The 24,865-nt window shown below is 65.8% G+C and carries 26 protein-coding genes; 15 read left to right on the forward strand and 11 right to left on the reverse strand.

Annotated elements, in window-relative coordinates:
- The first annotated feature begins 577 nt into the window (after nt 1-577).
- Nucleotides 578-2,716 carry a primosomal protein N' gene (priA, locus tag KW832_RS21935; RefSeq protein WP_218301534.1) on the forward strand — a complete coding sequence of 713 codons (2,139 nt, stop codon included), beginning with the start codon at nt 578-580 and terminating at the stop codon, nt 2,714-2,716.
- Between the two features lie 6 nt (nt 2,717-2,722).
- On the opposite strand, the gene KW832_RS21940 is transcribed toward priA, so the two are convergent.
- Nucleotides 2,723-3,286, reverse strand: coding sequence for a midcut-by-XrtH protein (locus KW832_RS21940; RefSeq protein WP_218301533.1), 564 nt, complete (start codon nt 3,284-3,286; stop codon nt 2,723-2,725).
- A 123-nt stretch (nt 3,287-3,409) separates the two neighbouring features.
- On the opposite strand from KW832_RS21940, the gene KW832_RS21945 reads away from it, so the two are divergent.
- The 4 genes from KW832_RS21945 to KW832_RS21960 all read left to right on the forward strand — a co-directional run bounded on the left by KW832_RS21945 (nt 3,410) and on the right by KW832_RS21960 (nt 6,102).
- Complete coding sequence (locus KW832_RS21945) at nt 3,410-3,685, forward strand: cupin domain-containing protein (protein WP_218301532.1); 276 nt, start codon at nt 3,410-3,412, stop codon at nt 3,683-3,685.
- A 154-nt stretch (nt 3,686-3,839) separates the two neighbouring features.
- Entirely contained in the window at nt 3,840-4,250 is a 411-nt protein-coding gene (locus KW832_RS21950; protein WP_255577900.1) for a hypothetical protein, read from the forward strand.
- Entirely contained in the window at nt 4,251-5,057 is an 807-nt protein-coding gene (locus KW832_RS21955; RefSeq protein ID WP_218301531.1) for a hypothetical protein, read from the forward strand.
- Between the two features lie 316 nt (nt 5,058-5,373).
- Nucleotides 5,374-6,102 carry a hypothetical protein gene (locus KW832_RS21960; RefSeq protein WP_218301530.1) on the forward strand — a complete coding sequence of 243 codons (729 nt, stop codon included), beginning with the start codon at nt 5,374-5,376 and terminating at the stop codon, nt 6,100-6,102.
- 80 nt (nt 6,103-6,182) lie between these two features.
- Here KW832_RS21960 and KW832_RS21965 read toward each other — a convergent pair whose 3' ends face one another.
- Both KW832_RS21965 and KW832_RS21970 read right to left on the reverse strand, forming a co-directional pair.
- Nucleotides 6,183-7,136: an AEC family transporter gene (locus tag KW832_RS21965; RefSeq protein ID WP_121508398.1), complete on the reverse strand. Its 954-nt coding sequence runs from the start codon at nt 7,134-7,136 to the stop codon at nt 6,183-6,185.
- A 141-nt stretch (nt 7,137-7,277) separates the two neighbouring features.
- Nucleotides 7,278-8,558 (reverse strand): ABC transporter substrate-binding protein, encoded by a 1,281-nt coding sequence (locus KW832_RS21970; RefSeq protein WP_218301529.1) that lies wholly within the window; start codon nt 8,556-8,558, stop codon nt 7,278-7,280.
- 333 nt (nt 8,559-8,891) lie between these two features.
- Here KW832_RS21970 and KW832_RS21975 point away from each other — a divergent pair, with 333 nt between their 5' ends.
- The 4 genes from KW832_RS21975 (at nt 8,892) to KW832_RS21990 (ending at nt 13,466) form a co-directional block, all read left to right on the forward strand.
- On the forward strand, nt 8,892-10,982 hold the full coding sequence (locus KW832_RS21975) for an ATP-dependent helicase (RefSeq protein ID WP_121508396.1): 2,091 nt from the start codon (nt 8,892-8,894) through the stop codon (nt 10,980-10,982).
- A gap of 179 nt (nt 10,983-11,161) precedes the next feature.
- Complete coding sequence (locus tag KW832_RS21980; RefSeq protein ID WP_238385436.1) at nt 11,162-11,515, forward strand: hypothetical protein; 354 nt, start codon at nt 11,162-11,164, stop codon at nt 11,513-11,515.
- On the forward strand, nt 11,512-12,711 hold the full coding sequence (locus KW832_RS21985; RefSeq protein ID WP_202907095.1) for a phospholipase A: 1,200 nt from the start codon (nt 11,512-11,514) through the stop codon (nt 12,709-12,711). The genes KW832_RS21980 and KW832_RS21985 overlap by 4 nt, the downstream gene beginning before the upstream one ends.
- 368 nt (nt 12,712-13,079) lie before the next feature.
- Nucleotides 13,080-13,466 carry a hypothetical protein gene (locus KW832_RS21990; protein WP_055392926.1) on the forward strand — a complete coding sequence of 129 codons (387 nt, stop codon included), beginning with the start codon at nt 13,080-13,082 and terminating at the stop codon, nt 13,464-13,466.
- Nucleotides 13,467-13,536: 70 nt separating this feature from the next.
- Here KW832_RS21990 and KW832_RS21995 read toward each other — a convergent pair whose 3' ends face one another.
- Nucleotides 13,537-14,016 carry a universal stress protein gene (locus KW832_RS21995; RefSeq protein ID WP_218301528.1) on the reverse strand — a complete coding sequence of 160 codons (480 nt, stop codon included), beginning with the start codon at nt 14,014-14,016 and terminating at the stop codon, nt 13,537-13,539.
- A gap of 109 nt (nt 14,017-14,125) precedes the next feature.
- Here KW832_RS21995 and tgt point away from each other — a divergent pair, with 109 nt between their 5' ends.
- The 5 genes from tgt to KW832_RS22020 all read left to right on the forward strand — a co-directional run bounded on the left by tgt (nt 14,126) and on the right by KW832_RS22020 (nt 19,289).
- Entirely contained in the window at nt 14,126-15,298 is a 1,173-nt protein-coding gene (gene tgt / locus KW832_RS22000; protein WP_218301527.1) for a tRNA guanosine(34) transglycosylase Tgt, read from the forward strand.
- Between the two features lie 109 nt (nt 15,299-15,407).
- Nucleotides 15,408-15,884: a hypothetical protein gene (locus KW832_RS22005; protein ID WP_255577901.1), complete on the forward strand. Its 477-nt coding sequence runs from the start codon at nt 15,408-15,410 to the stop codon at nt 15,882-15,884.
- A gap of 111 nt (nt 15,885-15,995) precedes the next feature.
- Entirely contained in the window at nt 15,996-17,132 is a 1,137-nt protein-coding gene (locus KW832_RS22010) for a diguanylate cyclase (protein WP_255577902.1), read from the forward strand.
- A 54-nt stretch (nt 17,133-17,186) separates the two neighbouring features.
- Entirely contained in the window at nt 17,187-17,756 is a 570-nt protein-coding gene (locus KW832_RS22015; RefSeq protein ID WP_218301525.1) for a LuxR C-terminal-related transcriptional regulator, read from the forward strand.
- A gap of 135 nt (nt 17,757-17,891) precedes the next feature.
- Nucleotides 17,892-19,289 carry a GGDEF domain-containing protein gene (locus tag KW832_RS22020; protein WP_218301524.1) on the forward strand — a complete coding sequence of 466 codons (1,398 nt, stop codon included), beginning with the start codon at nt 17,892-17,894 and terminating at the stop codon, nt 19,287-19,289.
- Nucleotides 19,290-19,362: 73 nt separating this feature from the next.
- On the opposite strand, the gene KW832_RS25770 is transcribed toward KW832_RS22020, so the two are convergent.
- A complete protein-coding gene (locus KW832_RS25770) occupies nt 19,363-20,055 on the reverse strand; it encodes an AraC family transcriptional regulator (RefSeq protein WP_370628777.1) in 693 nt (230 codons plus the stop codon).
- Between KW832_RS25770 and KW832_RS25775 the strand changes: the two genes are divergently transcribed.
- On the forward strand, nt 19,966-20,172 hold the full coding sequence (locus tag KW832_RS25775; protein ID WP_255577903.1) for a hypothetical protein: 207 nt from the start codon (nt 19,966-19,968) through the stop codon (nt 20,170-20,172). The two genes, KW832_RS25770 and KW832_RS25775, sit on opposite strands and share 90 nt — an antisense overlap.
- Here the strand turns inward: KW832_RS25775 and KW832_RS22030 are convergent.
- The 6 genes from KW832_RS22030 to KW832_RS22055 form a co-directional block, all read right to left on the reverse strand.
- Nucleotides 20,169-20,612 (reverse strand): DUF2000 family protein, encoded by a 444-nt coding sequence (locus KW832_RS22030; protein ID WP_218301522.1) that lies wholly within the window; start codon nt 20,610-20,612, stop codon nt 20,169-20,171. The genes KW832_RS25775 and KW832_RS22030 overlap by 4 nt on opposite strands.
- The gene (locus KW832_RS22035; protein ID WP_218301521.1) at nt 20,605-21,396 is read right to left on the reverse strand and encodes an acetoacetate decarboxylase family protein; all 792 of its coding nucleotides are present in this window, start codon (nt 21,394-21,396) and stop codon (nt 20,605-20,607) included. The genes KW832_RS22030 and KW832_RS22035 overlap by 8 nt, the downstream gene beginning before the upstream one ends.
- A 123-nt stretch (nt 21,397-21,519) precedes the next feature.
- Entirely contained in the window at nt 21,520-22,575 is a 1,056-nt protein-coding gene (locus KW832_RS22040; protein WP_218301520.1) for a zinc ribbon domain-containing protein, read from the reverse strand.
- A gap of 77 nt (nt 22,576-22,652) precedes the next feature.
- Nucleotides 22,653-23,447: a DUF2145 domain-containing protein gene (locus tag KW832_RS22045; RefSeq protein WP_218301599.1), complete on the reverse strand. Its 795-nt coding sequence runs from the start codon at nt 23,445-23,447 to the stop codon at nt 22,653-22,655.
- Between the two features lie 71 nt (nt 23,448-23,518).
- A complete protein-coding gene (locus tag KW832_RS22050; protein ID WP_218301519.1) occupies nt 23,519-24,001 on the reverse strand; it encodes a hypothetical protein in 483 nt (160 codons plus the stop codon).
- A gap of 120 nt (nt 24,002-24,121) precedes the next feature.
- Nucleotides 24,122-24,610 (reverse strand): YiaA/YiaB family inner membrane protein, encoded by a 489-nt coding sequence (locus KW832_RS22055; protein WP_055401956.1) that lies wholly within the window; start codon nt 24,608-24,610, stop codon nt 24,122-24,124.
- Nucleotides 24,611-24,865 lie beyond the last annotated feature (255 nt).

Here is a 24,865-nt window from a genome sequence, read left to right on the forward strand (position 1 = left end):
ACTTGTAAAAAAACTTTGCGCAACCGCTAAGTCATTGATTTATATGGATTTAAATCCCCTGCTTTTTTGACAGGCAATCCAGCCAAAGCACGGATTTTCAAGGGCTTGCGGGGCAAACCCAAGGGATATCAACAAAGTTATCCACAGAAATTTTGGATTTCTTACAAATACCCTGTGAAATCAAGCACTTGCAGGCCATATCGAAGAAATGCGTGAACATGACATCACACCGCTAGCACAAAAAGGGGGCCATCTGTCCTCTTGACGAAGCTCTCGTGTCCGACTTATGCACACCAACCGTGATGCGGCGCAACATACGTCCGTCACAACGGCCTAGCACAAAAATTCGTGGGAAATTTCTTCAGATGCTTGATTCATAACGATTTTTTTGCTGTGCCGCATTTCCGGGCAATCTGTTCGCAGCCAGCATTCATGCGGGCTGGCAGGGTGTCCGGACAGGATGTCAACAAAGTTATCCACAGAAAGTCGGGATTACTTGGGCCCCCTCATCAAATCAAGCACTTAGCCCCCAAACCTCCACGCGACCTCCACAAGCTGCTGTAACCCGCCCTCTGCCGTGCCTACCCCCTCCACCATCGTCCAGGTTGCCCTGCACACCCCGTCACACAGCGGCGTGGGCGATCTGCTGAGCTACGCCAGTGAACACCCGCTCGCGCCCGGCACGCTGGTGCGCGTGCCGCTGGGCACCCGCGAGGTGCTGGGCGTGGTGTGGGATATCGACGAGGCCACCGGCGAGTTGCCTGACGGCGCCACGCTGCGGCCGATTGCCGGTGTGCTCGACGGTGTGGCGCCGCTGGACCTGCCTTGGCGCCGCCTGGTGGCATTCGCCGCGCGCTACTACCAGCGCGCCCTGGGCGAAGTCGCTACGGCCGCCTTGCCGCCCCAGCTGCGCGACCTGCGCCCCGAACAACTCGCCCGCCGCCTGCGCCGCCCGGCCAAGGCAGGGGGCGACGCTTCAAATGCTATTGAAAACATAGCACTTACCCCAGAACAGGAGAGCGCTAAGGCCCGAATTTCTGCTGAAAAAGGCCCTTTCCTGCTGTTTGGCAGCACGGGCAGCGGCAAGACCGAGGTGTATTTGCGCTGTGTGCAGGAGATGCTGGAGGCCGACCCCACCGCGCAAGCCCTGGTGATGGTGCCCGAGATCAACCTGACTCCCCAGCTCGAAGAGCGCTTTGTGGGCCGCTTTGCCCCGCGCTTCGGCCCCGGTGCCGTGGTGTCGCTGCACAGCGGCATGACGAACCCCCAGCGCCTCAAAAGCTGGCTGGCCGCTCACAGCGGCAGCGCGCGCATTGTGCTGGGCACGCGCATGGCGGTGTTTGCCAGCCTGCCGGGGCTGAAACTCATCGTGGTCGATGAAGAGCACGACCCCAGCTACAAGCAACAAGAGGGCGCACGCTACTCGGCCCGCGATCTTGCCATCTGGCGTGGGCGCGAGCAGGGCGCCAAGGTCATTCTGGGCTCGGCCACACCATCGCTGGAGAGCTGGTACGCCAGCCGCCCCCCCACGGCCGACGACCCCGAAGGCGGCCGCTATGTGCGGCTGCACATGCCCAGCCGCATCGGTGCCGGCGCCCTGGCGCGTGTGCGCCGGGTGGACATGAACCAGCAACCCCGCCGCACCGTGTTCAGTGCCCCCCTGCTGCAGGCCATCACTGAGCGCGTGGCGCGCGGCGAACAAAGCATGGTGCTGCTGAACCGCCGGGGCTACGCCCCCGTGCTGCACTGCGTGGACTGCGGCTGGAAAAGCGACTGCCCGCACTGCAGCGCGCACCAAGTCTTCCACAAGACCGACCGCACCCTGCGCTGCCACCACTGCGGCTACACCGTGCGCGTGCCCTACCACTGCCCCACCTGTGGCAGCCCCGACATCCACCCCATGGGCCGGGGCACCGAGCAGCTCGAAGAACAACTGGGCGCCCTGCTGTCCGAAGTGCTGCGGCCCGACCGCACACCTGCGCGCATTGCCCGCATCGACGCCGACACCACCAAGGCCAAGGGTGCGCTGGAGGCGCAGCTGGCGCAGGTGCATTCTGGTGAGGTGGATGTGCTGGTGGGCACGCAGATGATCGCCAAGGGGCACGACTTCCGGCGCATCACGCTGGTGGCTGCGGTGCAGCCCGATGGCGCGCTGTTCAGCAGCGACTTCCGCGCGGCCGAGCGGCTGTTTGCGCTGCTCATGCAGGCCGCAGGCCGGGCTGGGCGCGATGCGGCCTACATGGCGGCGCAAGCGGTGCATGGCACGCAGCCCGAGATGTGGGTGCAGAGTTTTCACCCCAAACACGCCGTGTTCGAGGCGCTGCGCACGCACGACTACGAGGCTTTTGCCGCCCAGCAGCTCAAGGAGCGCGAGGAGGCCGCCATGCCGCCGTTCTCGTACCAGGCGCTGGTGCGGGCCGATGCCCGCACGCAGGAGGTGGCGCAGGGTTTTCTGTCAGCAGCTACCGCCGCCGCCCACGCCGCGCAGCTGCCAGGACTGCCCGATGGCACGGTCATCCTGTTCCCGCCCGTGCCGCTGACCATCCAGCGTGTGGCCAATGTGGAACGCGCCCAGATGCTCATGGAAAGCAGCAGCCGCGCCACCCTGCAGCGCTTTCTGGCCGCGTGGCAGCCAGTGCTGCAAACCACCCGCAGTCAGCCCGAGCACAAGGGGCTGATACGGTGGCTGGTGGATGTGGACCCGCTCGCGATATGACGCCGGTCAACCGGGCAGATTGTCGTTGTAGACCTTGATGTAACAGACTTCGTTGGGCTGCAGCACCAAGCCCACAGTACATTCTGGCGTGAAGCCCGTGGGAGGAAGCACAACCAGTCCGGATATGACGCTGACGCCGGTCACCCGCTGCGCGCGGTCCGTCAGGTTCTGGGCGGTATAGATATGAAAGAAATCCCCGAAGAAGAGTTCGGTGCTGTGGGGAATGTTGGCCACGCCGCCTGTGGCCTGGTCAAAGGCGATCTCGACCGGTGGGGGAGTTGCGATGGCGGGGTGATTCCAGAGGCTCGCTGAGAGCACTCCGCAAACCAGCAGACCCGTTGTCCAGGCCTTCAGCGCACGGCCGCCCTGGGCACGCATCGCGTGATAGGCCGCCAGGGCCACCAAAACCGCCATTCCGATCAGCCCCCATTCAGACACCGTGGGCACGTTCGAGGCCGCCAGGGGCGCGTAGGACACGCTACCCATGGATTGCGCGGCTGCGCCCTGCGCCACGAGCAATCCCACCATCGCGACGACACTAGCCCGCGCACCCAACATCACTTGCTTCATTCTGGAATCCCTTTTTTGCGTAAAACAGAAAGTGTTACAAGGGATTACTGAATCGGCAAGCAAGTTATTGCCATGCGCAGACCATCAGCGCTTGCGCAATACTTTCGGCCTCTGGAAACGATCATGACCCCCGACCACTTCACCCACGTTCTTGCCCAGGAAGGCTTTGCCGAGCCAGTACGCGTTGAGCGTGAACCTCATGGCCTTTGGGACAACCATACCCACCCGTTCGAAGCCAAGGCACTGGTGCTGGCGGGCGATATCCGCATCGTCACCGCAACCTCTGAGCGGGTGTATCGGCAAGGTGAGGTGTTTCACCTGCAGGCGAACGAGCCGCATTCGGAGTTTTATGGGCCGATGGGTGTGAGCTACCTGGTGGGGCGCAAGCCGGTGCCCTGAGTGCTGCGGGTGCGCCAATGGAGTGCCGCACACCGTCCGGTGCGCACTGCGGTATCGCACTGCGCTACTGCGGGTAGCCACACGCGGGCCGAGCGCTGAAATCCTGCGCCATCGACGGCACTGCCGGACACATTCCATGGCACGGCCACAGTTCATGCTCCACACACTCGCCATCCCAACCCTGATGCGTTCCTACTACAACCTGCTGCCCCCGCTGTGGCAGACCATCGCCGTCACCGTGGCCACCCTCGCGACCAACTGGATCTGGGGTTCGTGGTTCATCAAAACCAAGGGCACGGGCCTCGCCGCGCTGATGATTTACAGCATCTTCGGGTGGCCGCTGATGTTGGCCGTCACTTACCTCATCCTGGGTTATGCCCTCAAGTTCTGCGGCGGCCTGACCTTGCTGCGCATGGCCATCGTGCTGGGCGTGGTCGGGTTGGGCTTCGCTGTATATGGGGTGCCGGGCCCGTGGAACCTGCTTCTCTGCGCCGCCGTCGCCATCCCCGTTGCGTTTCAGGCCTGGCGCACGGCACAGGACGATGCCGACCTGGAGAAGCTGTAAATGGCCGTCAAAGAGAAGCCGCCCAGCGGGCTGCTCGACAGTTTTTCGGCACCGCTTTGGGTGCGGCTGGGCCTGACAGCCCCTCGGCCCGTGTGGATCGTCAAGAGCCAGCACCGGGGCTATGACTGGATGGCCATCGAGCTCGATCACGGCGGTACGGGCTTCCAGCAAACGCGTGCCACCACCACTGTCTTTGTCGTGTGGCTACCGCACAAGTCCCAGGACTGGTACCTGCCAGGCCACCGCATCACGCCCGAGCAGCAGGTGTGCGTGGACGACACGTGCGTTTACGCTGCGGCACTGGGCCAGCAACCCCGCGTGCGCACCTGGACCCACTGGCTGGACCTGGCCGTGGACGCGGCCGAGGAGGTGATCAGCACCGAAGGCATGCGCCGCGATGAAAGCCCGCAGCAGAAAGCGGAGCGGGCAGACGAAGCCAGCTGGAACCCTACCGACGTCAACCTGGTTTTGCTCTGCCTGGTGTCGATGGCAGTATTCAGCTTTCTGAACGTCATGATGCTGGTCGAGGCGTACGGCGAATGGCAACGGCACGGTGCCATCCTCGTGTGCCATCCGAAGACCTCCATCGGGACCTATCTGCAAGGCTGGAAGGCCGTGGCCTATGCCGTTTCGTTATCGGCACCCCTGCTGATAGCACTCAAGGCGCTGCACACCATGGTCACGCGCGTTCACAGGCCAAATTTTTTCTTTCGACTCTGTTTCGAAGGGCTGATCTGGGTGGGCGCCATGTATGGGCTTCACCACGCCCGGCAGGCTCTGATTGAATCGGTGCAGCGGGCTTGCTAGTCCGCCTTCAGCGCTTTTTTGACTGATCGGGTCCCAGGGCTGTCACACGCCATGGTGAACGGTGCGGACCAATGCACACGCACCCATGCGCCGCCCCACACCATGGAGCGTTCCACCGCCCTGCATCATCCCTCCAGCGCGCGGCGCCCCGGTGCCTGATAAAACTTGCATGCCGCGGACTGAGCCCAGATACTGCGGCATCGCACGGCGTCACCTCGGGCCAACTGTGCTGCACGGGCTCGATAGCCCTGGGGTCAGTGCGTGCCCGATGCCCCGTGCTCCCGCTTTGTCCCTCCATAGTCAGAAAGCCCTTCCAATGACAGCCATTGTTCGTGCCCTGATCTTGCTGCTCCTCCTGGCGGGGGGAACCGCCGTGCGTGCCCAGAACCTGCTCACCAACGGCAACTTCGAGGCCGGCCTGGCTGGCTGGAGTACTTGGACGGCGCCGCCGGGCTTCTGGGACGGCACCTGGATACACAGCAACGACTGCGATATCTGGGTGCCCACCCAGTGCCCGTTCGGAGGCGCCGGAACGTCCCACGCGCAGAAAAAAGGCAGTGGCGCGGGCAATGCACACGGGGGCCTGTTCCAGACCGTGGCGGTCACGCCCGGGCGGGTGTACCGGCTGCGCGGCGCCTGGTCGGGGGGCGTCACGGGCAATGCCGGCGGCAACGCCACCTGGTGGGAAGTGGTGGCCTACGACGGCGCCGTGGGCGCAGCCACCATCGACGCGGCGCCCGGCCCGCTGGATACGCTGATTGCCCGGCGCGACGTGTCGAACCTCGCGCTCAACGGCGTCTTCCAGTTCCAGTGGGAGCCCTTTGACGGCACCTTTACGGCGACCTCCAGCCAGGTGACCATCGCACTCAAAACCGGCAGCTTCTTCACCTTCGACGCGGCGGGCTACCACGACGACCTGGTGCTCGAAGAAGTGGCCTCCAGCAACATCCCCGTCAACTCGCCCTGGGCGCTGGTGGTGCTTTGCCTGGGGCTGCTGGCGACCGGCGCCTGGATGCGGCGCGGCCCGGGAACGCGGCGCGGGTAGAAGGCAGCGCCAAAAATTCAAGCATTTTGGGCCGCCAGCGCTTTATGGAAAAGCGCCAATAGCTATCATAAATATAGCAATCAGGTCAGCAACGCCACCGCTGCTGAAAAGCTCAGAAACGCCAGCGCCGTGGACACCAGAATGATCCGCGCCACACGCCCATTGTTGGCGCCGAACTTTTCGGCCAGCAGCGAGACGTTGCTGGCGCTGGGCAGCGCGGCCAGCAGCACCAGCACCGTCAGCGCAAAAGGCGTGAGCGGCACCCCCATCGCCATGCCCGCCGTGCCCACGCCCCACACCAGCAGCGGGTGCACCAGGAGCTTGGCCAGCGCCACCGGCACATAGTCGCGCGCGGGCACCTGCTCGTGCTGGTTCATCTGCGAACGCGCCAGCACGGCGCCAATGGTGAACAGCGCCACAGGCGAGGCCGCGTCGGCCAGCATGGCGATGGTCTTGTCGACCGGGCCGGGCAGCTTGAACTGCAGGGCCGAGGCCAGTGCGCCCAGCGCGATCGACCAGGGCATGGGATTGGTCGCCATGCCCTTGAAGGCGTTCTTCAGCGCCACCCCCACGCCGTGGGTGCCCGCACCATCCAGGCGCGAGAGCGCAATACACAGCGAGCTGGTGATGACCATGTCCACCACGATGGTGACGATGGCAGGGCCCGCGCTTTGCGCCCCCAGCAGCGCGACCAGCAGCGGCACGCCCATGAAGCCGGTGTTGGGAAAAGCGGCCACCAGCGCGCCAAAGGCTGCGTCGTTCCAGCCGATGTGCGCCTTGCGCGTGAGCGCCACCGTGGCGCCCACCATCACCAGCGCACAGAGCACATACACGCCCGCCACGGCCGGGTCCAGCAGCTGGGCGATGGGTGTGCTCGCGCCAAAGCGGTACAGCATGCAGGGCAGTGCAAAGTACAGCACGAAGGCGTTGAGCCCCGGGATGGCCGGCTGGGGAAGCACTCCGCGCCGGGCGGCGAGATAGCCGCAGAGCACCAGCGCAAAGAAGGGAAAGGTGATGAGAAGGACGGAGAGCACGGTCCCATTGTCCTTGCTGCGCCTGCGGCCGGGGTCTGCGGCGCCCGGTGTGGTCAGCGCAAAGTCAGGTGGGTGCCATCACCCATGGCGAATGCACGGCAAGGATCTCCAGCCAGCGTTGCGGTTGAAGGCGCATCCACTTCACTGCTTGCGCTGGATGATCAGGTTGCGCTTGGCGTCTTCGGGGTAGGCAAAGGTGATGGCACCGTTCTTGACCATGCCCATGACCAGCATGTTGCGCGTGATCGCGTCCTTGTCCTGCACGCTGAAGGGCTTGTCGTAGGTGGTGACCACGCCGTAGTAGGTCTTCATCTTGCCCTCCAGCGACTCCTTGATGGCCTTGCCGGTGAGGTTGCCGTCGCGGATGCCGAGAAAGGAATACATCAGCAGGTAGGTGGCGTCGTAGGCGTTGGCCGCTGCCATGGGCACGGCCACCTTGCCGTGGTACTTGCGGGTGTAGCTCGACAGGAACGATGCACGGCGCTCGTTGCTGGGCTCGGCGATGAAGGTCTGCACCATGAGCGCGCCCTCGGCCGCGTCCTTGGCGCCTTCGAGGAAGAAGGGGAAGGACAGTGGCCACGGCCCCACCTGCGGCACCTTCCAGCCCAGGGCCTTCTTGCCGTTGGCGATGGTGGCGTTTTCCGGCCCCACGGTGTAGCTGTAGACCACGTTGGCGCCCGCGTTGCGCGCGGCGGTCAGCTCGGCCGTGAGGTCCTTCACCCCCAAGTCAAAACGCGCCACATGCACGGGCTTGAGGTTTTTGGCCGCCAGCGCGGCCACCACGTCGTTGTAGCCGCCTTCGCCATAGCCGGTCTTGTCGGCAAAGATGGCGACCTTGTCCCAGCCGCGCTTGACGATGTCGTCCACCAGGAAGGGCGCCTGGATCGCGTCGCGCGCCTGCACGCGGAAGATGTAGCTGTCGGGCGCGGGGTATTTGGCCGTCACGGCAGTGCCCGTGGCGCAGGGCACGATGAGGGGGCTGGCGGCGCCCTGGAACAGGTCGATGGCCTTGAGCGCCACGCCGGTGTTGCAAAAGCCGATGGTGGCGACCACTTTTTCATTGAGAAGTTCTTGCGACACCTTACGCCCCTGGTCGGGGTCGGCCGTGTCGTCCTTGATGACCAGTTCCAGCGGGCGGCCCAGATAGCCCCCCACGGCATTGATTTCGTCCACCGCCAGCTTGATGCCGTTGAGCATGGGCACGCCAAAATCGGCCGATGGCCCGGTGAACGGCCCCACGACCCCCACGCGCACAGGCACGGTGCTGCCGATCTGGGCCTGTGCCGGCAGCAGGGCTGTGCAGGCCAGTACACCGGAGGCCACCACAGCGCTCCATGCGCGAAGGTGCCCACAGCGGCGGCGTGCGTCCGGGATGCCCGGTGCGGCGGTCTGAGCGGTGGAGGGCTGGTCAGTGGGGTTCATGGCGGGGCTCGGTTCTCTACACCAGCATCCCGGCAAGAGATGCACTGGCCTGCGAGTATCAAATTGTGAAAACAAAGCCCCTAGCGGGGTTTCCCGGAGCGTCCGGCCCGCCAGGTGCTAGTGGCGCCCACCCGTCAGGGGCCTGTCAGCCGCCCGCCCGGCACACGCGGTCCACCCCGACTGGGCACGGGCTAGACAGGCTGCCGGACCGCGCCGGTATCATTGCGCCCTTGCGCGGCCTGACCCGGCCGCGCCACCATCAGCCCCTGGGCATGCGCCGCCCACTCCCGCCCTCCCTGTCCCGCTCCCCGCTGCTCTGCTGCCCTCCCTCCCATGTCTGCCGGTCTCAATCTCGCCCAGCTCCAGGCTGTCCACTACACCGACGGGGCTTGCCTCGTGCTGGCCGGGGCGGGCTCGGGCAAGACGCGGGTGATCACCATGAAGATCGCCCACATGATCGAAAAGGGCATGGACCCCAAGCGCATTGCGGCCATCACCTTCACGAACAAGGCTGCCGCCGAAATGCGCGAGCGCGCCAAGGGCCTGATCGGCCGGCGCGCCAAGGATGTGCTGGTGTGCACCTTCCATGCCCTGGGCGTGCGCATGGTGCGCGAGGACGGCCATGTGCTGGGCCTCAAACCCCAGTTCAGCATCCTCGACGCCGATGACGTAACGGGCATCCTGAAGGAAGCCTCGGGCGGCACCACCGACATGGCCACCGCGCGCCAGTGGCAGTGGGTGATCAGCAAGTGGAAGAATATGGGCCTGACCTCCGAGCAGGCGCTGGCCCAGGCGGCGGACGACAACGAACGCATCATCGCCACGCTGATGGCCCGCTACGAAGAGCGCCTGGCGGCCTACCAGAGCGTGGACTTTGACGACCTGATCGGCATGCCGCTGCGGCTGCTGCGCGACTTCCCGGAGGTGCGAGCCAAGTGGCAGGCTGCCCTGGGCCATGTGCTGGTGGACGAGTACCAGGACACCAATGCCACGCAGTACGAGCTGCTCAAGCTGCTGGTGGGCGAAAAGGGGCACTTCACCGCCGTGGGCGACGACGACCAGTCCATCTACGGCTGGCGCGGCGCGACGCTGGACAACCTCAAGAAGTTGCCGGTGGACTACCCCCACCTCAAGGTCATCAAGCTGGAGCAGAACTACCGCTCCACCAGCGCCATCCTGCGTGCGGCCAACAACGTGATCGGGCCCAACCCGAAGCTGTTCCCCAAAACCCTGTTCAGCGAACTGGGCGAAGGCGAGCCCGTGCGGGTGGTGGACGCCGACAGCGAAGAACACGAAGCCGAGCGCGCCGTGGCCCGCATCCAGAGCCTGCGTGCGGCCAGCAACCCGCCACCGGACTGGAAGAGTTTTGCCATCCTGTACCGCGCCAATCACCAGGCCAAGCCGTTCGAGAAGGCGCTGCGCAAGGCCAATATTCCGTACAAGGTGTCGGGCGGCACCAGCTTTTTCGACCGCGCCGAAATCAAGGACCTGTGCGCCTGGTTTCGCCTCTGGATCAACAACGACGACGACCCGGCGTTTCTGCGCGCCATCACCACGCCCAAGCGCGGCATCGGCCACACCACGCTGGCGGCTCTGGGCGCGTTTGCCACGCAGCACAAGCAGAGCATGTTCGGCGCGCTGTTCAACGGCATGCTGCCAGCGGCGGTGCCCAAGCGTGCCATGGACGGCCTGCACGAATTCGGCCGCTACATCAACTACCTGGAGTACAGCGCGCGCCGCACCCATGGCGCCGAAGAGGCCCGCGCCTTTTTGAACGAATGGCTCAAGGAAATTGGCTACGAGCAGCACCTGTACGACAACGAAGACAGCGAAAAAGTGGCGGCCGCCCGCTGGAGCAACGTGATGGAGTTCTGCGACTGGATGGCCCAGCGCGCGGGCGGGCAGATCGACGATACGGCCGGTGCCGTGGTGGCCAAGGAGACCAAGAGCCTGCTGGAGGTGTCGCAGACCATTGCGCTGCTCTCCACCATCAGCGAGCGCGAGCAGGAGCAGGACATGGTCACGCTCTCGACCCTGCACGCCAGCAAGGGGCTGGAGTGGCCGCATGTGGTGCTGGTGGGCGTGACCGAGGGCATGCTGCCCTTCAAGCTCGACGACGACGAAGGCCGACAGCAGAAGGTGAGCGACGACACGCTGCAGCGCCTGCAGGAAGAGCGCCGCCTGATGTACGTGGGCATCACCCGCGCCCAGCGCACCCTGGCCGTGAGCTGGACCAAGCGGCGCAAGAAGGGCCGCGAGATGGTGGCCGCACAACCGAGCCGCTTCATCGCCGAAATGGGCCTGGACAAGACCACCGCCCGCGAAGACCCGCGCGAGAAGCTCAAGGCATTGCGCGCCGAATTTGCGGCCAAGGCCCAGGCCACCACCGCAGCCACTGCAGCCGCAGCCGCCACCCCGGAATGAGCGCCCCACCGCAGCCACGGCACCCACCACAACGCACTCCACCCATGGCGCCCGACACCCACCGACACACGCCGCTGTTGGCGGTTGCTTTTGTTTTGATAGCTATCAGCGCTTATCCTACAAGCGCCAGTAGCCAAAATGACCCAAAATCCACGGCAGCATGCCCGTCGGCGGCAGACATGGACCACCAGCACCTGCAAGGGCGCTGGCTGGCCCAACTGCAGGGCGCAGCACCGGATGCACCTGGCGCCACCGCCACACTGCAACTGGGCCCGCATCCCGAGCTGGCACAGAGCGTGCGTGGCACCGTGCAAAGAGATGGCGCCACGGCGCAGGTCAGCGGAGACGTCGATGGCGGCGACCTGATGCTGGAAGAATCGATCAATGGCACGAACATCAGCGCCACCTGGACAGGCCAGGTGGTCGATGGGAGTTGCGGCAAGGAAATACGCGGAACATGGAACAACGCCAACCCCACCCCTTCGGCCCCCTCGGCTCCTTTTGTGCTGCGCAAGCAGGTGGGCTGGCAATGACGGCCGCGCCAGCCTCACCTCGCCGCAGCGGCGGCCACCGGCGTGGCACGCTGGCCCTGCTGGTGGCCGCTGCGCTGACGCCTGCCGGCGCCGCGCTGGCGCAGACCCCGCCTGCTGGCGGCTCGGCCACCCCGAGCGGCGACGCTGCCTGGCGCCGCTGCGCCGCCCTGTCCAGTGACAATCAGGCGCGCCTGGCCTGCTTTGACCAGTGGGCCACCGACCAGCAAGGCTGGAACGCGCCTGGCGCCACGGCGTCGGCCTCGACAGACGTGCCGCCCCCGGTGGACACCACGCTACCCGCCACCCGTGTGATTGACGTGGCCCGCACCGAGGGCTGCCGCGATCCGCAGTACAGCGACCTCTCGCGCTTCTGGGAACTGGAGTCGGGCAGCGACTGCGGCACCTTCAGCTTCCGGGGCTACCGGCCCATCACTGTGTCGGTGGTGGCGTCAAGCAATGTGAACCGCCAGCCCACGTCGGATGCAGCCGACCATTCGGCCACCGAGTCCACGCCCTACCGCCGCACCGAGAACCGCATTCAGCTGTCGGTGCGTACCAAGGTTGCGCAAGGGCTGCTGACCCAGGGACATCCCACGCTCAAGGACTCGGTGTGGTTCGGCTACTCCCAGCAGTCGTACTGGCAGCTGTTCACCCCCGAGATCTCGCGCCCCTTCCGCGCCACCGACCACGAGCCCGAGGTCATGTATGTCTACCCCACCACGGCACAACTGCCGTTTGGCTGGAAGTGGCGCTACAGCGGCATCGGACTGGTGCACCAGTCCAACGGCCAGAGCAAGCCCCTGTCGCGCAGCTGGAACCGCGCCTACCTGATGACGGGCATGGAGCTGGGCAACAGCGTCAGCGTGAACGCGCGCATCTGGAAGCGCATCCCCGAAAGCTCGGGCAGCGACGACAACCCCGGCATCAGTGACTACATCGGTCGGGGTGAGCTGTCGGCATTCTGGAACGTCAACAAGGAGAACACGGTGGGCGCCACGCTGCGCCACTCGTTGTCGAGCAGCGACCGAGGCTCGGTCCGCCTGGAATGGCTGCAGACCGTGGGCACGGGCCTGTTTGGCAACAAGAGCAACCTGCGCCTGCACACGCAGCTGTTCAGCGGCTACGGCGACAGCATGATCGACTACAACCGCAAACGCACGGTGTTCAGCGTGGGGTTGAGTCTGGTGGACTTCTAGAGTCCATCCCCCTGAGGCGCTGCGCACCTTCCCCCTTCTCTCGAATGGCTGCGCCATTCGGGAAGGGGGACGCAGCCCTCGCTGCAGGGCGGCCCTTGCTCGGCTGCCCGCGCCTGGGGCTGCGCCAGTCTCACAGGCTGCGCACAAGGCAAAGCGCAGCGAACTCCGCGCTGGATTGTTCACAACTCGTTACGACATCGTCCTTAAGTTTCGTGTGACGGCGCCGACAGGCCGCCACAATGGCACGCGCACAGAAACCGGCGTGGCCATCTGTGAGAGGCGTTCAAAAAGAGCCCCTTTCCCACCGTTTTACCTGCCATTGCCCGCACCGTGCGCCCTCGACAATGCCGACAAAGAGGAACACACCCATGGACATGCAATACCAGCTCAAGGCAGGCAGCTACTACCTCTACGACATGCGCGAGGCGCCCAGTGCCGTCACGGGTGAGCGCAGGTTCAAGCTCAAGACCGACACGGTGGCCATTGCGTTCGATGCGCACACGGGCGAGGTGCACCAGCATGGCAGCCCCACGCGCATCCAGTCCTGGGCCAACAACACGCGCCGCCGCCTGCGCGCTGCTGGGGCGCAGGACATGGCCAACGACATCGTGGTGGTGTCGGGCCCACTGCCGGTGGACGAACTCAACAAATGCCTGTGGGTGCGCGGCTATGTGCGCCGCATGTTCTCGCGCCTGGCCACCTTGCCCCACGGCAAGCTGCAGCGCCCTGCGGAGCCGTTTCGCAAGGCAGCCTGAAACCAGGCGAGCTTCCTCAAAGATCCCGATCAGGGCCGCACACAGCGGCCCTTTTCTTTTCTGGGAGCGCTCAGGCCTCCGAGTCCTCGGCCATGTCGCTGTCTGTGTTCTCCAGCACCTCGGCGTGTTTGACGATGGTCACCGGCACCGGGCTGGCATGCGCCACCTCCTGCGACACCGAACCCAGCAGCGCACTGGTGATGGCGCCCTGGCCCTTGGCGCCGATGATGACCATGTCGCAGCCCGAGCGCTCGATCATGTCCACCAGCGTGTGCGCCACATCGCCCACACCCACATCGGTTTCATAGGCCACCCCGGCCGCGTCGAGCAGCGCGCGCGCCGACGCCATGAGATGGTCACCCGCCTCCAGGCTGGCGGCGGCGATCAGGTCGGGGTCGCGCGTGGTCACCAGTTCGTACAGCGTGGCGGGCTCCTGCACGTTGGCCAGCACCATGGTGGCCTGGAGCCCCTGGCCCACCAGCGCCAGTGCGTGGTGCACGCCATCCAGGGAGAGTTCGGAGCCGTCCACGGCGATGAGGATTTTGAGCATGGTGTTCTCCTTGTAGTACCTTGGTCCAGTGTAGCCACGGCCTCGTCGAAAACCCGTCCATAACCTTGAGCGAGGTCAGGGTAGCCTGTCTGGGACAATGCCGCCCATCATGCTGCAGTTCGACCTCCTCAAAACCGACCCCACCAGCCACGCACGCCGTGGCACGCTCACGCTCAACCATGGCGTGGTGCAAACCCCCATCTTCATGCCCGTGGGCACCTATGGCACCGTCAAGGGCGTGATGCCGCGCAGCCTGCACGACATGGGCGCGCAGATCATCCTGGGCAACACCTTCCACCTGTGGATGCGCCCGGGCCTGGATGTAATGCAGAGCTTTGGCGGCCTGCACGGCTTTGAAAAGTGGGACAAGCCCATCCTCACCGACTCGGGCGGCTTCCAGGTCTGGAGCCTGGGCGCCATGCGCAAGATCACCGAAGAAGGTGTGACCTTTGCCAGCCCCGTCAACGGCGACAAGCTCTTCATGTCGCCCGAGGTGAGCATGCAGATCCAGACCACGCTCAACTCCGACATCGTCATGCAACTCGACGAGTGCACGCCGTACGAGACCAAGGGCCACAAGACCACCGAGGCCGAGGCGCGCAAGAGCATGGAAATGAGCCTGCGCTGGGCCAAGCGCTCGCGCGATGAATTCGAGCGGCTGCAGAACCCCAACGCGCTCTTTGGCATCGTGCAGGGCGGCATGTTCAAGAACCTGCGCCAGGAATCGCTGGAGCACCTGGTCGAGATGGACTTCCCCGGCTACGCCGTGGGCGGCGTGAGCGTGGGCGAGCCCAAGGACGAGATGCTGGACATCATGGCCCACACGCCCCACCGCCTGCCTGCGCACAAGCCGCGCTACCTGATGGGCGTGGGCACGCCCGAGGACCTGGTGCAGGGCGTGGCCGACGGCGTGGACATGTTCGACTGCGTGATGCCCACGCGCAACGCGCGCAACGGCACGATGTTCACGCGCTTTGGCGACCTGAAGATCCGCAACGCACGCCACAAGGCCGACCACAAACCGATGGACACCAGCTGCACCTGCTACGCCTGCGCGGGCAGTTCGGGCGTGTCGTGGGACGATGGCGGGCGCGAGGGCTTCAGCCGCGCCTACCTGCACCACCTGGACCGCTGCGGCGAGATGCTGGGCCCCATGCTGACCACCGTGCACAACCTGCACTACTACCTGAACCTGATGCGCGAGGTGCGCGAGTCGCTGGACGCGGGCACGTTCGCCGAATTCCGTGCACGCTTCAAGACCGAGCGCGCACGGGGCGTGTAAGCACAACCAATAGCTATAAAAATAATAGCTATTAGCGCTTGATAGATAAGCGCCAGAGGCCAAAATCATCCAAAATCTCCTGCACCACCTGCTGCGCTGGCCCGCCCGCATGCTGACCGGCCTGGGCAGCGGGCTGCTGGCGCTGGTGATCCTGTTCGAGGAATGGGGTTGGGAGCCGCTGCAGCGCCTGCTGGCGCGCATCGGCCGCTGGCCCGGCCTGCGCTGGATTGAAGGCTGCGTGCGCGCCCTGCCCCCCTGGGCGGCGGTGGCGGTGTTTCTGCTGCCCACGGCACTGCTGCTGCCCGTCAAGCTGCTGGCCCTGTGGGCGGTGGGCCGGGGGCACGTGGTACTGGGCATGCTGGTGATCGTGCTGGCCAAGGTGGTGGGCACCGCCGTGGTGGCGCGGCTGTTCAGCCTGACCCAGCCCGCCCTGATGCAGCTGCACTGGTTTGCCTGGACCTATGCCCACTGGATGCGCCTCAAGCACGCGGTGCTGGAGCGCGCCCGCGCCTCGTGGGCATGGCGCGTGGCGCGGGTGGTGCGGCGGCAATGGCGGCTGCGCTGGCACAGGCTTCGCGCCAGGTAATGTTGGGTAGCGCCAGGGTAGCGCCCGCCGCTGTTTTGCTGCCAAGATATGCGCTCCCGCAAAAGCCTTCCCCAACGTCATCCCCCACCGCCACCGCATTGCGACATGGGTATGCAGCTTGACCTCCCGACCATCCTCCTGCTCTACAAGACCGCGCTGGTGGCGGGGGCGCTGAGCATCTTTCATGTCAGCCGCCATTCGTGCCGCCCGCAAGGGCTCAAGCCCCTGGCAGCCGCCTACCTGCTGCTGGCCGTTGGTGCCGAACTGGCAGGCCAGGGTGAATATTCCATGCTGCCGCTCTGGTTCTGGACCCACACCAGCCTGCTGCTCGGGGCACTGGGGTACACCCTCTTCTGGGCAGGTGCACGGACACTGAGCGGCCGCAGGCGCGTCCTGCCTGCGGTGCTGATACTGGTTCCCGGAGGCTGGCTGGTGCTGGGCCTGGTCACGCAGTTTCCGCTGGACAACCTGCTGCGCGCAGGCGCCTTCCACCTGACCGCCGCAGTGTCACTGACCGCGGCAGCCTGGGAGGTGTGGCACGACCGCCGCACCGAATCCCTGCCATCGCGTCCCCTGCTGGCCGGGCTGCTCCTGGCCAGCGCGGGCACCTTTGCCCTGCAGCTGTTGTACATCGCCACGCACACCGCCAGCCCACAGGGTTTTGCGCTGGCATTCTCCGTGCAGATGTTCTGCCACTTTGGCGTTGCGCTCATGGTCTCGACCCTCTCCAACGAGCGCGCCGAAGTGCGCCTGGAAAAAGTGGCGCAGACCGACACGCTCACGGGCGTGGGCAACCGCCGCTGGGCCATGTCCATGCTGCCCGCGCGGCTGCCCGTGGGCAGCGCCATCGCGCAGCTCGACCTGGACCACTTCAAGCACATCAATGACCGCTTCGGCCATGCGGCGGGCGACCGCGTGCTGGTCGCCACGGCCGACGCACTTCGCCACCAGCTGCGCGATTCGGACCTGCTGGCCCGCATGGGCGGTGAAGAGTTCCTGGTCTACCTGCCGGACGCCAGCGCCAGCGCTGCAAGCGCCATCGCCCAGCGCCTGTGCGGGGCCGTGCAGCAGATCCGGCTGTCCGAGCTGGGCGAGGACATCCCCATCACCGTGAGCATTGGACTGGCCTGCGTGACCTCCCCCGGCGGAACCTGGGCCGACTGGCTGGCTGCGGCCGACCGGGCGCTCTACGACGCCAAGCGCGCGGGCCGCAACCGCGTGGTGACAACGCACGAGCGCACTGCCTGAAACCGGTCCTTCTCACCCGAGCCGCGCCGCTGACCTGCGGCAGAATCCCACCCCATGCCCGCACCGCCCTATGCCGCCCTGAACGAAGCGCTGGAGCTGGCCTTTAACCTGGCCCCGGTAGGCATGTGCGTGACGCGCGAGCGCAGCATCGAGATCTGCAACGACGCCTTTGCCCACATGTTCGGCCACGAGCAGGCCGAGCTGCTGGGCCAGCCGCTGGCGCCGCTGTACCCCTCGTTCGAAGAGTTCACCCACACGGGCCACCTGGGCCTGCAGGCGATGAAGGCGTCGGGAAGTTATGCGGATGAGCGCATCATGCGACGGCGCGATGGTTCGATGTTCTGGTGCCACGTGGTGGGCCGGGCACTGGACCGGTCGGACCCGTTTGCACGGGCGGTGTGGATGTTCGAGGACATCTCGCACCGCCGCCCCGTGAGCACGCCGCTGACCCTGCGCGAGCGCGAAATCGCCCAACACATCGTCACCGGCGCCACCAGCAAGCAGATCGGGCGCTACCTGGACATCAGCCACCGCACGGTGGACGCCCACCGCGCGCGGCTCATGCGCAAACTGGGGGCCAGCAGCACGGGGGAGCTGGTGGCGCTGCTGCTGGGCAACACCTGAGAGCTGGCAGCGATCTCACAGGCAATCATCAACAATTGTTTCCCCAGCCAACGCTGCGGAGTCTCCCGCGCACCCGGCCCGGGGACAATCGGCACTGACGCGCGCGCCGCTCCACGCCCATCAACTGCTGCCCCCATGTACCGCCCTTTTTTGCTCCACCGCCCGCTTTCGCCGCCCCTGGCCTGGCTGGGTTTGTCCGTGCTGATCTTCGCCGCCTGCCTGGTGGGCATCTTTGCGCGGCCCATCGGTTTTCTGTCGGTCTTCTGGCCCGCCAATGCGCTGCTGCTGGGCCTGCTGGTGCGTTATCCCAGGCTGGCGCGCCCGCCAGCCTGGGTAGCTGCCGCCGTGGGCTATGTGGCGGCAGACCTGGTGACGGGCAGCTCCTGGTCCATGGCCCTGTGGCTCAACGGCGCCAACCTGCTGGGCGCCACGGCGGGCTGGCTGGGGCTGCGTCGGCTGGACGAACGCATCCGGCGCCTGCAACGCACCATCTCTGCCCTCTACCTGCTGCTGGCTGCGCTGGCAGCCAGTGCCGTGGGGGCACTGGCAGGCTGTGGCGCCGCGCCGGTCTACTTCAACAGCCCGTGGACCGACCTGCTGTCCCTGTGGTTCAGCACCGAACTCATGAACTACATGCTCATCGTGCCGGTGGTGCTGGCCGCGCCGCGCGCCGACGACCCGCCGCCCGCAACGCAGGAGGTGCCCCTGATCTGGCGTGTGGCACCCGTCAGCTCGCTGCTGCTGGCCGAAGGCGTGCGCACCGTGATCGGGGGGCCCGGCATGCTGGCCTTTGTGGTGCCAGGGCTGCTGTGGTGCGCGCTCAGCTACAGCCCGTTTGTCTCCAGCCTGCTGTCGCTGGTGGTGTGCCTGTGGACCATGGCCGGCGTGGCCACCGGCGTGCTCAACTTCACACCTGCCCATGCCAGCGACGTGTTCTCGCTGCGTGTGGGCGTCACGCTGCTGGCACTGGGGCCGCTGGCCGTGGCCTGTGCTAGCGCGGCGCGCGCCGAAGCCCTGCGCCGCCTGGACCACGCCGTGCGCCACGACGACCTGACCGGTGTCCTGGCACGCCGCGCGCTGCTCAAACAAGGCGACCGCCTGCTGGTACGCTACCAGCGCGAGTCCACCGGGCTGGCGGTGATGATGGTGGACGTGGACCATTTCAAGCAGGTCAACGACCAACACGGGCATGGCGCGGGCGACCGGCTGCTGGTCAGCATTGCCCAGACCATGGCGCGCGCGCTGCGCCCCCACGACGCCCTGGGCCGCATGGGTGGCGAGGAGTTTGCGGCCGTGCTGCCCGGAGTGTCCCCCACCGAGGCCCAGGCCATTGCCGAGCGCGTGCGCAGCGCCGTGGAGCAGCAGGCGCTTGACCCGGTAGAGGGTGGCCCCCAACGCGCCACCGTCAGCATTGGCCTGGTGCACAGCGCCACCATGGGCTCGGACGCCGACATGGACACCCTGCTGCTGGCGGCCGACGCGGCGCTGTACCGCGCGAAGGCAGAGGGCCGCAACCGGGTGATGGTGGGATGAAAACAAACGCAGCGTCGATGCCAAGGCATCGGTGCTGCCAACGCCCACTGCGATCAAGACAGGAGTGCTGTGTCTACTTGATGGATGCAGCCTGGTCGCGCTCCGCGTCACGGGACATCGCACGCACCAAGTCACCAGGCGTGTAGCCGAATGTGCGCCGGAACCAGCGCGTGAAGTGCGCCTGGTCAGAGAACCCACATTCCGCCGCCACAGAGGCCACCGGCTCTCCGTTCATGACCAGTTGTTTTGCGCGGAGCAGGCGGACGGCACGCAAGTACTCCCGGGGTGCCATGCCCAGCCATTGCCTGAGCACCCGATGCACACGCTCCCGGCTGACAGCGCAGTGCCTCGCCAACCCAGAGACCGTCTGTTCGCCCCCCAGGACGGCAGACCGCACCCCCTCGATGAGCACGCGTACCGCCTTGGTGGGGATGGGATCAGCAGCGCTTCGGTCCAGCGGTAGCGCATCGGAAAGAAGGGGCACTGCGCTGTCCAGCCAGGCTTGCACATCGTTTGCGCAGGCCATCCGCGCGGCTGCACCGGCAAGCCCAGGGGCGCGTATTGCCCCGCTGCGCTCAGGCCCTGCGAGACCCCACTGTGCCAAATAGGGGGGCGGAACATACAACATGACCAGGTGCACGGCACCTGTGTGCGCAGGATCGGTCAGCGCCCCCACGTGAACGACACCTGGCCGTATCACAATCAAATCACCGGCACGCGCGACAAACGGACGTCCGGCAACGCTGCAGCAGCATTGACCCTCCAGAACAGCGCCGAAAGACCACTCTTCATGCCAGTGTGGCACCCACTCCTGTTCAGGCTGCTGATGGTGCACCTGCGCAAGATCGGACAGGTGCAGCCGTCGCACTTCAGATCGATTTAACGCCATAGCGGCAGGCTCCCAGTCATGCTGCTCACCCAACGCTTTGCGCCGACCAAACCGACACCGAGCATAGCCTCTTCAGCGTGCGACACCAGACCATGGCGGTGCCAGTATTCGCTGCTTTCGTGGATGGCATGCGCATAGGCTGGAAATAGTGAAATACGGCCATTGTCCTGCGCCGGCCCTTCGGTCAGGCGCCTGAGCAGCGCATTCATCGCAGTGACTGGCGCCTTCAGGATGGTGATGGGCACATGCGAGGACGACACAGATCTCCATCCAGATGCATCGACCAGCGCCCGGCCCGCCCAGTCCGGGCGAGAGGCTGCCAAGCCTGCGGCAATGCACGCGGCAATGTTGGCAGCAGGCCCGGGCGCCAGATCCGCCGCCAGCACTATGGCAACCTTGGCCGGATCGGCAGGGGCAGACAACACGTCAGGCATCGCGCGCTCCCGCCACGGTGAGACCCAACCAGCCCGCACTGGCGTCCTCAACCACCAAGTCGCCCAGCAGGCCAATGTCCTCTCCTGGGTGCGAAGCCATGCGAAGGCAGGCAGAGACTTCATGCCAGCAGCCCCCCGTGCGCGCCACGATGTCTGGCTTGACAAGCGCCAACTCGGGAAACTGTTCAGGCTGCCGCAGATCGGCCCAGCCCAAGGCACCAATGGTCGCTTGCGTCAGAAATCCCAGCGGTCGTCCTGGCTGGCCGGTGAACTCCGCATGCGCCTCAAACAGGCGGCGGTCTTTCACCGCAAGGCTGGCGCCCAGTTTGCTCCCCCTGCGCAAAGGTGCCGCTGCGGGGTGGTCCAGCGGCAAGCTGCGCGTCAGCCAGGTGCTGCCCATCTTCTTGGGCCACCCCTGCAGCAGCCCCCGCACCATGGAGATATCCTGGTCAACCCAGATGGCAGGACAGTACATGCAGCGGCTCCCGTCAGGCCGTTCAATCTCCAGCACCACAATGGTTTCTCGGTACTGCGACAGCACTGGATCCAGCAATTCATGGCCGTCTGTACAGGCCTGCCAGTCGGCAAAGTGCACACACCCTGTGCCCACCGGCCTGCCAACAGCATCAGGAACCAGCGGCATCGCCGCTAGTGCGTCGAACCGAAAGGCGACGTTGAGCAGCCAGCCCGCGTAGTGCCAGGGTGGCGGACGCACCAGCGCGGAGCGGCCGGTGGTCGTGAAGGGAGCGGTGAAACTTTGGTGGGGCCAATGGTGGGAATGCATGCCGACGATTCTGGCCAGTCAGTCGCGCTTCCGATAGAACGGATGTGAACATCGCAGGCGCGCAGGGGGCCCAACGCGCCGCACAGGGCGGCAGGGCCCAGGGACACGACCGATTCACCTGCGTCAGTCTTCGCTCGCCAATTTCACCCCCGCCCCCGTGCCGCAGGCATGGCAAAAGCGTGCAAAAGCGCTCTTGCGGGTGCTGCAGTGGCCGCAATGGTCGAACAGCCCAATGCCGCAATGCGGGCAAAAGTCGATCTTCTCGTTTTTCAGGTCCACCGGTCGCTCGCAGCCAGGGCACACGCTTTTGGCCAGGCGGGCCAGGGCGACGTCATAGCTCAGCTCCTTGCGGCGCTCCTGGTCGGGCAGGGTTTCGGCCAGCTTCTGGCGCTCCAGGTAGCGGTTGAGCGCCAAGATGGCGTAGCGCCCCACCACGGCCGTCAAGGCAATGCCCGCCACGTAGCGCACATAACCGCCGTAGCTGGGCAGGTAAGGCACCAGCTCCACAAAAAACGCAAACAGCGCGAAGAAGATGAAGCCCCACACAAACGGCCAGTAGGTGCTCTTGCGCTTCTTGACGAACAGCCAGCCCGCAGCCGCCAGCAGCGGCAGCGTGAGGGCCAGGCGGTAGAGGAACACCCGCAGCTCGACCTTGCGGCGCTCGGCATTGAGCTTCACGTAGCCGTCCGACTCCATGCGGTTCAACTGCTCCTGCCGGGCGGCTGCGGTCTGGCGGGCATCCAGCGCAGCCTGCTGCTGCGCCTCCACCGCCTGCTGGGTCTTGCGTTCAGCGAGCTTGAGCACGTCCAGCGCCTGGGTGCGCGCCAGCACCTCGGGGTCCTGATCGGCGCGCTGCGTGGCGCTGCGGGTGGACAGCCAGTTGTTGAAGCTGTCCCTCTCGGCCTGCACCTCGCTGCGCACCTTGCTGCGCTGCAGCTGGGCCTGCTCCAGCGCGGTCTGCGCATCCTGCTCGGCCTGGCGCGCTGCTTTGACCTCGGCGCGCAGCTTGTCGGCTGCGGCTTTATCCAGAAAGTCGTCCACCCGCAGCGGGGTCTCAACCTTGGGCAAATCACCCACGATGGTGCCACCCAGGCCGATGAGGAAGCTGGCAAACACCAGCGCCACCAGCCACAGGCCACGGCGAAACCATTTTTCGGACAGCCGCAGGGATTTGCTCATGATCGTTCCCCTCTGGAAATGCTATGCATTCGATAGCTTCCAGCGCTTACCAAGCAAGCGCTAGAGGCCATTTTTATTCAATTATTTACCGCCAGCACCGCCGGCGGTGCCGCCAGTTGCGCGCGCTGCAGCCAGGCCAGTACCGAATCGACGGTGACGGTTTCAATGCGGTCCGAAAACCGCTTCTCGTTCGGGTGGTCGTCAAACGCAATGTTGGCCGAGCCCACCCGCCCGCCCATGCGCGTGAGCGGCCCGAGCTTCAGTGCAGTGGGCTCGTAGCCCTTGAACTGCAGCCAGGCCTGCGCCTGGTCGCGCGAGCGCACGGTGGCGGGCTCCATGGCCATCGCCAGGGTCTCCAGCGCCCACTGGTTGGACTGCAGGTATTTGCGGCCCCACACGTAGCTGACCATGCTGTAGGGTGGGTGCTGCAGCGTCTTGGTACGGCCCTTGTCCAGCAGCACGGCCAGCAGGCGCTGCTGCACCTCGGGCGTGGGCACAGCGTAGACGGCTTCGTAGCGCCACAGGTCGTCCAGGAAGAATTCCCCCAGGCCCTGGCGGTACAGGTGCCCCACGGCCGTGCCACATTCGTTGAGCTTGTGCGCCACGCGCCAGGGGCCTTCGGCCGTCTTGTAGGCCCAGCCCATGTGCGAGTAGCGCAGGCCATATTTGCTCAGGTCCTGCCCCGCACGGGCCAGCGCCACCACCTGTGCGCCCGACCTGGCGTGCTCGGCATCGAGCGCGGCCGAGGTCTGCTCGGCCAGCTTCATGCCCCGCTCGATCACCTGCGGCGGCACGGGCTTGCGCGATTCGCACGAGCGGCCCGCCTGGGCTGGGGTGGCGGCCAACAGCGCCGCCCCGGCGAGGAACACCATGCCCACTACGGCAGGGACGCGCTGCACGGGGTCGCGACCAAGATTCAGGGCTTTCACCATCGTGCAGCTCCTCAAAGACGCTCGTTGTGCAAAAGCGCACGACCGATGGCGTTGGGCACAAAGGCAATCGCCTCGCCCGCTGCCGACAGGATCACGCCCGTGCCGATCACGCTGCAGGTGACCACCGTGCCCACCGCGTAGGCTGAGCCCACAACGCCGCGCCCCACCACCTCCACACTCACCTGGGCGCCGTCCGAGGCACGCTCCAGCAGGTACACCGTGCCCACGGCCGAGGCCTCCACCGCCTTCACGGACAGCACCGCGCCGCCCACCGACAACGCTGCGGGCACTGCCACCACTGCGCCCGCAGCAGCGGAAGCCACAGACGCCGTGCCCACCACCGAGGCCACCGGCAACAGCGACAGCGCGGCAGAGGCCTCGCTCTGGGCGCGCGCGGGAGCCATGGCCATCACGGCACACACCACACCGGCCGCGAGCAGAGCGCGAGACAGGCGGGCAGAGCCCCACGAAGAAAACACAGCATTCATCATCATTCACTCCTCAAAATGCGGCCCCACCGCGCACCCGGGGTTCCGGAGAAACCGGGTCGATAGACCAGAAAGAAAAATCACCCGAACAGGCGGCGGATTGCCGCCTGCGCACGTTCGATGCGATCAGTTCGCGCTGCTGCCGTTGGCTGCCGCCTGGGCGGCTTCGCGGCGGCCTTGCAGGCGGGCGTCCATCAGATCAGCCTCGTGGCGATCGCGCAGCATCTTGGCCAGCGTGAAGGCGGTGGTGATGAGGTAAAGCCAGCTCACGCCCAGAAACGCCTTGTAGGTCACGTTAATGTCCATGCTCATCAGGCCCCAACCCGTGAGGCCCATGGCCACCGCAAAGCCGCCCCACACCACCAGCTTCCACATGGGGGTGTCGCCACCGCCACGGCGCGAAGCGCTTTCGTTGTCCCGCACAAACTTGGCCAACACAAACGCGGCCGAGAGGCAGAACACGTAGCCCATCACCATGAAGGCCTGCTCCAGTTGCTCGCCAGGCAGCCATGCCAGGCCCACGGCACACAGAAAAACCGCGATGCCGAACGAGACCCACACCTGCAACTGCCAGGCCTTGGTGTCACGCTGAACAACGATGGGAGAAGAAGACATTGCAGTGGTGCCCCGGGGGGACGTTGGTTGAACACGGAGCGAATGGTGCCCAGACGTAACTTGCGTGTCTGCATTGAACCGTAACAGTGGCTACCCGCAGGCTACCCGGTATCGTTTGGCGGTACTTTTTCTCGAAAAAATAGCCGAAGTCCGTTGTTCTCGCCCTACGCAGCCCCTGCAACGCACCTGCGCGACAGAGCCTGCAGGCCCTGCCAAAGACAATGGCAGACCCCCCGGCGTGGCAGCCCCTGACCG

The organism is Acidovorax sp. sif0632, from assembly GCF_019218805.1.
GTDB lineage: Bacteria > Pseudomonadota > Gammaproteobacteria > Burkholderiales > Burkholderiaceae_C > Acidovorax > Acidovorax facilis.

Bases quoted from the DNA above. Each gene is read 5' to 3' on its own strand.
- KW832_RS21940 (WP_218301533.1), bottom strand. From the start codon at position 3,286: ATGAAGCAAGTGATGTTGGGTGCGCGGGCTAGTGTCGTCGCGATGGTG.
- KW832_RS21945 (WP_218301532.1), top strand. From the start codon at position 3,410: ATGACCCCCGACCACTTCACCCACGTTCTTGCCCAGGAAGGCTTTGCC.
- KW832_RS21950 (WP_255577900.1), top strand. From the start codon at position 3,840: ATGCTCCACACACTCGCCATCCCAACCCTGATGCGTTCCTACTACAAC.
- KW832_RS21955 (WP_218301531.1), top strand. From the start codon at position 4,251: ATGGCCGTCAAAGAGAAGCCGCCCAGCGGGCTGCTCGACAGTTTTTCG.
- KW832_RS21960 (WP_218301530.1), top strand. From the start codon at position 5,374: ATGACAGCCATTGTTCGTGCCCTGATCTTGCTGCTCCTCCTGGCGGGG.
- KW832_RS21970 (WP_218301529.1), bottom strand. From the start codon at position 8,558: ATGAACCCCACTGACCAGCCCTCCACCGCTCAGACCGCCGCACCGGGC.
- KW832_RS21975 (WP_121508396.1), top strand. From the start codon at position 8,892: ATGTCTGCCGGTCTCAATCTCGCCCAGCTCCAGGCTGTCCACTACACC.
- KW832_RS21980 (WP_238385436.1), top strand. From the start codon at position 11,162: ATGGACCACCAGCACCTGCAAGGGCGCTGGCTGGCCCAACTGCAGGGC.
- KW832_RS21985 (WP_202907095.1), top strand. From the start codon at position 11,512: ATGACGGCCGCGCCAGCCTCACCTCGCCGCAGCGGCGGCCACCGGCGT.
- KW832_RS21990 (WP_055392926.1), top strand. From the start codon at position 13,080: ATGGACATGCAATACCAGCTCAAGGCAGGCAGCTACTACCTCTACGAC.
- KW832_RS21995 (WP_218301528.1), bottom strand. From the start codon at position 14,016: ATGCTCAAAATCCTCATCGCCGTGGACGGCTCCGAACTCTCCCTGGAT.
- tgt (WP_218301527.1), top strand. From the start codon at position 14,126: ATGCTGCAGTTCGACCTCCTCAAAACCGACCCCACCAGCCACGCACGC.
- KW832_RS22005 (WP_255577901.1), top strand. From the start codon at position 15,408: ATGCTGACCGGCCTGGGCAGCGGGCTGCTGGCGCTGGTGATCCTGTTC.
- KW832_RS22010 (WP_255577902.1), top strand. From the start codon at position 15,996: ATGCAGCTTGACCTCCCGACCATCCTCCTGCTCTACAAGACCGCGCTG.
- KW832_RS22015 (WP_218301525.1), top strand. From the start codon at position 17,187: ATGCCCGCACCGCCCTATGCCGCCCTGAACGAAGCGCTGGAGCTGGCC.
- KW832_RS22020 (WP_218301524.1), top strand. From the start codon at position 17,892: ATGTACCGCCCTTTTTTGCTCCACCGCCCGCTTTCGCCGCCCCTGGCC.
- KW832_RS22030 (WP_218301522.1), bottom strand. From the start codon at position 20,612: ATGCCTGACGTGTTGTCTGCCCCTGCCGATCCGGCCAAGGTTGCCATA.
- KW832_RS22035 (WP_218301521.1), bottom strand. From the start codon at position 21,396: ATGCATTCCCACCATTGGCCCCACCAAAGTTTCACCGCTCCCTTCACG.
- KW832_RS22040 (WP_218301520.1), bottom strand. From the start codon at position 22,575: ATGAGCAAATCCCTGCGGCTGTCCGAAAAATGGTTTCGCCGTGGCCTG.
- KW832_RS22045 (WP_218301599.1), bottom strand. From the start codon at position 23,447: ATGGTGTTCCTCGCCGGGGCGGCGCTGTTGGCCGCCACCCCAGCCCAG.
- KW832_RS22050 (WP_218301519.1), bottom strand. From the start codon at position 24,001: ATGATGATGAATGCTGTGTTTTCTTCGTGGGGCTCTGCCCGCCTGTCT.
- KW832_RS22055 (WP_055401956.1), bottom strand. From the start codon at position 24,610: ATGTCTTCTTCTCCCATCGTTGTTCAGCGTGACACCAAGGCCTGGCAG.